6 protein-coding genes are annotated in these 6075 nt (G+C 21.5%); all 6 read right to left on the reverse strand.

Annotated elements, in window-relative coordinates:
* Positions 1-164: 164 nt before the first annotated feature.
* Positions 165-1043, reverse strand: coding sequence for a hypothetical protein (locus tag Q0087_RS06980; RefSeq protein WP_297898965.1), 879 nt, complete (start codon positions 1041-1043; stop codon positions 165-167).
* A gap of 639 nt (positions 1044-1682) precedes the next feature.
* Positions 1683-2240 (reverse strand): acetate uptake transporter, encoded by a 558-nt coding sequence (locus Q0087_RS06985; RefSeq protein ID WP_297898966.1) that lies wholly within the window; start codon positions 2238-2240, stop codon positions 1683-1685.
* Positions 2241-2774: 534 nt separating this feature from the next.
* Positions 2775-3296: a CDP-alcohol phosphatidyltransferase family protein gene (locus tag Q0087_RS06990; RefSeq protein WP_297898967.1), complete on the reverse strand. Its 522-nt coding sequence runs from the start codon at positions 3294-3296 to the stop codon at positions 2775-2777.
* 315 nt (positions 3297-3611) lie between these two features.
* Entirely contained in the window at positions 3612-4241 is a 630-nt protein-coding gene (locus tag Q0087_RS06995) for a class I SAM-dependent methyltransferase (RefSeq protein WP_297898968.1), read from the reverse strand.
* 443 nt (positions 4242-4684) lie between these two features.
* Positions 4685-5410 (reverse strand): hypothetical protein, encoded by a 726-nt coding sequence (locus Q0087_RS07000; RefSeq protein WP_297898969.1) that lies wholly within the window; start codon positions 5408-5410, stop codon positions 4685-4687.
* A 181-nt stretch (positions 5411-5591) separates the two neighbouring features.
* Positions 5592-6075: carboxypeptidase-like regulatory domain-containing protein (locus Q0087_RS07005; protein WP_297898970.1), on the reverse strand; the 484-nt coding region annotated here is incomplete at its 5' end.

Genomic DNA, 6075 nt, shown 5'->3' on the forward strand with positions numbered 1-6075 from the left:
GCACAACCAATACCCAAACCCACAACAACAACAAAACCCAACAAAAAATATTACACAAAAAACACAAAAAACACCCACACAAAAAACACCACAAAAAGCCCAAAAACCAAGAAAAAAAACAAAAACCCAAGAAAAAATAAGCAAACAAAAAGCTAAAAGAAAAACTAATTATTATTAATTTTTTCATATATTCTTTCAGGTAATAAAAGAATAGCTGCAAATAAAAAGCATAATGCGCCTAAAAATGTTCCAATATTTACTAGAAATGCACTGAGATATAAACCAGTGCTTGGAATAATAATAGCACCGATTGCAGAGATAGCGAAAAAAATAGAACCTAAAACATTAAATCCAGATACATTCCATGAAAAACTATTAGGATTCCATGAAAAAATGCCATTGGAAATTTCTATCCAAGCTAAAAAACTTGCAATTAAAAAACATATTGATCCATACATATCTGGAACCCAAACTAAATTTATTAATTGATTTACACTTAAATTTGTAAAAATCGCTGCAAAAGTTGTTAAATTAAAAAATAATGTTCCTAAAAGTTGAATGAAGACAGACCACCAACTAAGACGACGAGGCATAAAAACAAAAATTTTAAATTTCAATTTTTTCTTAGATAAAGTATTAGAACTGTTTATCTCTTCAATATATTGTAAAAAAGCAGCAGATGTAAAAAATATAGACCCTATAAAATAAGTTAATGCATCATATGTATTTCCAACTAATTTTAAATAACCTGGAACAGCTCCAAGAGCAAAACAAATAGCTCCTATTGAAAAAAGTACGCCAATCCACCAACCGATAGATTTAGGAGCCCACCAAGTAGAACCAATATCAATATCCAATTTAATATTATGTTTCCGATTATGACGAGAATCCCAATATATTATTTCTCCATCTGAATTTCTTAATATAGCTTTTGTTACAAAAGGACCGGGACCTTTAGCTTCTAAACAATCCCATGAATTTGGAAGATAAAAAGGAAGATTATCACATTTATTAACCTTATTTTTATTATTTCTATTTTTCATGAAATTGCTTTCCTAAAGTTGTTAAATTAAAGCTTAAATTAATTATATGATATCAACTAATCAAAAAATATATTCTAATAATAAAAATATCATCTAAATATAATATTATCTACTAAATATAATATTAGCTACTAAAGATATATTACAATAATATTAATAAATAAAATAATATTATAAAATTTTATTATTATTTTATATTACTATTTTATATTACTATTAAAATTAATATTTATACTACTAATAAATTAATATTTATATTATTATTTTTATATTATTATTAATTATTCTACAATTTTTATATAAAATATTTTTTATAATGTTCATAAATATTATAAATATACTCCAATAATTAATAATTATTTTTACAAAAATCAAAAAAATCATAGATATATTAAATTTTATTTTATATCCAATTATGACTATTAAAATAATATTATTTATTATTAAAATGATAATATTCCTTAAATGATAATAGTCCTTAAATGATAATAGTCCTTAAATGATATAGTCTTTAAATGATATAGTCTTTAAATATACTCCATATACTTTAAAAAAAATCTAGAAATCAGGAAAAAATATATCATTAAAAATAGGAAATTAATATTCAAAAAATAAAAATAAAAATTATAGAATTAAATACTATAACTTAAAAATATCTTTTTCCCAATCATTATTAATAATTTGGCCAATACAACCATATATAGCTGCTGCACCTAATAATATGCCTAAATACCCACCTATTAATTTTATAATACCTATTTCAGTAAAATCAGCAATAGCTAATAAGAAGAATAAAATAGATACTAAAGCAAATAATAATTGAAGAATTTTAGTATGTTTTAAAGAGCTCACAAACATCAAACTTGTGAAACAACCAAATATAAACAAATAGAATCCCATTGATATAGGATCAGCAGGTTGAACTCCTCCAATGCCTGGCAAAATCCAAATTAAAACCATCGAAAGCCAGAAAAATCCAAACGAAACAAATACCGTCGCACCGAAAGTGTTTTGGAATTTCATTTCAAAAATCCCTGCAATAATTTGAGCTATTCCTCCCAAACAAGTTGCAGCTGCTAAAATGACCATTGATAATTCAATGATTCCTGCATTATGTAGACTAAGTAGTAATGTAGTAATCCCAAATCCAAAAAGACCTAATGGAGCAGGATTAGCAAATGTTTTCTCATATGCCATATTTTCACCATTTTTTTTATCTTTAACTGTTTTATATTTAATATAATTTATATTCATAAAAAGCTACAAGTTCTTAAAATATTTAAAATGTTAGATATATTCCTAACAATATTATAAAAAATTTGAGCATATATAGATTAATTGTTATCATATTTAAACACTAAGGTCAATCTATATTTTTTATAGGATATAATTGAGTTTTTATTGAATAAAACAATATTAAAAAAATAAGTGATATTTAATAGCTTATATTCTATTTTTAATATAATAAATAAAATATTTAGTTAATTTAATTATGATTATTATTATAATATAGAATATTATACGAAATATATAAAATTAGCGGAAAATTATTAAAAGATAAAAAATAAGCAGAATTAATAAAAAAATTAAAATAATACTATAATAAAAATTTGAAAATCTAAGAAAATTAGAAATAACAATAAAAACAAAAATAATAAAAATTATTAAAAAGGAAATTATTAAAAATAAAATTAATATAAATAATTAATTTTTAGGAATATAATTAATTTTTTAAAATAATCCCCTAACATCAACATTCAAATCTTTTGACTTTATATGAATTATAAGTTCTTCTATTGAAGAATAAGTGGCTAAAATACAGATTAATGATGTTAAAATTGTTAAATCCATAAATGGATATAAATAAACAAAGACAAATAATATAAAACCTGTTAATTTATTACCAATAGTATGTAACATGGAAAATACATTATATTTATAATAACTAATAACCATAGAAATTATCCTTATTATGAATATTATAATAATCCAAATCCATATAATTTTTGGAATTTCTATTACTGGCAATACAACAATTACTACAGAAGCCATAAATACAATATCACCAATAGTATCTAATTTAGCACCTAAATTTGTTACAGAATCAGTTTTACGGGCAATATACCCATCTAAAATATCAGTAAGTCCACATAATGAATATATCATAAAAAAGAAAATACTAAACGCTTGAAAGAATAAAATTGATGGTGCTAATATAATTCTAAAAATAGACAGAAAATTACTCCAATTCAAAAAATCACCAAAATATTAAAAAATAAAAAATTAAACAAAAATTAAAAATCTAGAAACATAAAAAAATTTACAAAGTTTATACTAAAATCAATTTATTTTTATTATATAAACAATTTTCTAAAAAATATATAAAAAAGTAATCAAAACCCATTGAAACTCTTTATAAAATTAAGTATTTTAACATTATAATTTTTATTATAGTAATAATTATATTTTAAAAAGGTATTATGAAAAATAAAATGTCAAATAAAATAATAAATAAAATAATAAATAAAATAAATTAATCTTTAAAAATAATTTGAAATCTAAATTTCATTATTTTTTTGTAGCTATAGCACAAATCCAATTATTACCTTTGTTTTTTCTATATATTTTTATATCCTTAAAACCAACATCAGTTAAAGCTGATTTGAAGTCATCTTCAGAATAAATTCTCATATCAAGTAATTCAATATATTCACTCATTTTTTCAAGAATATGTTCTTCTCCCACTGCTTCATTACAAATAAAAATTTTACCTTCTTTTTTTAGTACTCTTTTAACTTCTTTCAAGTCTTCAATAAAGTCTGGCCAAAAGTAAACTGTTTCAAATCCAGTGACAATATTAAAAGTTTCATTTTCAAATGGAAGTTCTGAAACAGAACCTTGTATTATCTCAACTTTTCCTTCAGTTATGGCTTTTCTATTATAATTTTTAGATTTTTCAACACTAAGCTCTGAGTAATCTATTCCATATACTTTTCCATTAGGGGCCATTTCACTAAATCTATTCACATTAACTCCCCCACCACAACCAATATCTAATATATTGTAATCATTTTCAATATTTAAATGACTAACTCCCCATTTAGCTAAGCTTTCATGAGATTCATTCATTTTTTCAATCATTTCAGAGCCTAATTTACCTTTAGGTTTGCGTGCATTAATTATTAATTTTTTATCCATAAAATACACCTACATTAATTATTTAATTTATATAAATAATAAAAATGTTATTTTAATAAAAATATTTTTTTTAAAATATTAGTTAAATGAAGTTATTTAATTGAGAATACTCTTTTAAGAGAATACTCTTTTAAAATATTGTTTTAATAAAGTCATTTTAATAAGAATGTTATATTTAATAAAGTTATTTTAATAAAATATTAGTTTAAACTAATATAATCAAAGTTAACTATTAATATTTATCTTTAAATATCCATATAATATAAATTCATATGAATATTAATTAAATCAATATTAGATTATATTCATATTAAATTATTTTATAATATATAACCCTATATTTTTTTATTTATAATTGAAAATAAAAAATTGAAAATAAAAATATTACTTGAGTCATATAAAATTAGAAAAAATAAAATTATTGAGTAACAAATATAAAGTCATTAATCAAATCTGTCCATTTTTATTCCTAATTCCTTTTCAACAGCTTCATAAATTTCATTTAGATATTTAAGTAGTTTTGAATTTAAAATAAGTGATTTATCCTTAGTAAAATCAGGACTTTTAGAAGTTTTATCTTTAATATTATTAATTGTAGTACAGTATTCATTCATCATTTCCCTAATATCTTTAGGAATAAAATAAAAATCATGAATATTATGGCGAGTAATCTCAAAACTATAATAAATATTTTTTCTACTTTCAATTACATTATCAATAGATAAATTAAGTGAATTTAACTCAATATCATTTAAAGAGCCTTTATTTTTAAATAAAAGATCAAATAGGTCCAATAAAACTCTTTCCTTATCTTTGTATCTTAGTTCAAGTTTTAAATTTTTCTCACTATATCTTAACTGTTCATCAATTATTTCTTTTTGTTCATAAAGTTCTTTTTTCAACCTTTCATCTTGATTATCAAGTTCTTTTGCTAAGTTTTCAACTTCTGTTTTTAGCTGAATTTGCAATCTTTCATCAGCTTTTATAACTTGTTTTCTAACCATCAAATCATTTCTATAATTAGTGTAAATTAGACCCATAAATGCAATAAAAGAAGATGAAATTGCTATTATATCCCCTAACTCAAAGCCATACCCATCTAATATAAAAGTTACAGCAGACAATATGAGTAATCCTATTATTAAAATATAATAACTTCTATTATTCATATTATAATATTTATGATATCTTCTATTTATTTTTTTATAAATAATCTAAAAATGAATAGTGCAAAAATAAATAATAATTTTAGAAAATGTAAAAAAAGAAAAAAAAGAAAAAAAAGGATAGCTATTGATAAAAAATAAAATTTTCTATCAAAATTCACCTTCTACTAATTAAAAAATTTTTTTATTTTATTGGCCTATATACTTTAATCTTTAGTTTAAAAATCTTACCATATTGCAGACTAGTTTTGAATTTTATTTTACTATGAGAATATTTATATTTAATGTTTTTATTATAAATCTTCAATAGTTTGTATTTAAAGTTTTTATAAAGTATTTTAGCATTTAAAGTCTGTAAACCAGAAATTCCAAAGTTTTTAAAGGTTAAAGTTTTAATATAAACAATATTACCATGTCTAACAGCTTTATTATTTACCCTCTTAATTAAACGAATATCTGGAGATTTAACAGAAAATTTAGCATTATTTGTAAACCCATAATACGATTCATTTCCTAACCAGCTAACTTTAACTAAAATAGAGCCAATTTTAGTTGGAGTATAATACAAACTCCATTTACCAAGATTATTTGTAGTAACACTATGTATTTTACCACCTACAGAAACAGAAACTCTAGCATTAGCTACAGGATTACCACTTTCATCAACA

The organism is uncultured Methanobrevibacter sp. (assembly GCF_937881195.1).
In the GTDB taxonomy this organism is placed as follows: domain Archaea; phylum Methanobacteriota; class Methanobacteria; order Methanobacteriales; family Methanobacteriaceae; genus Methanobinarius.

What these genes read in the sequence shown, in the direction of transcription:
- Q0087_RS06995 (WP_297898968.1), bottom strand. Translation starts at nt 4,241, where the DNA reads ATGGATAAAAAATTAATAATTAATGCACGCAAACCTAAAGGTAAATTA.
- Q0087_RS06980 (WP_297898965.1), bottom strand. Translation starts at nt 1,043, where the DNA reads ATGAAAAATAGAAATAATAAAAATAAGGTTAATAAATGTGATAATCTT.
- Q0087_RS06985 (WP_297898966.1), bottom strand. Translation starts at nt 2,240, where the DNA reads ATGGCATATGAGAAAACATTTGCTAATCCTGCTCCATTAGGTCTTTTT.
- Q0087_RS07000 (WP_297898969.1), bottom strand. Translation starts at nt 5,410, where the DNA reads ATGAATAATAGAAGTTATTATATTTTAATAATAGGATTACTCATATTG.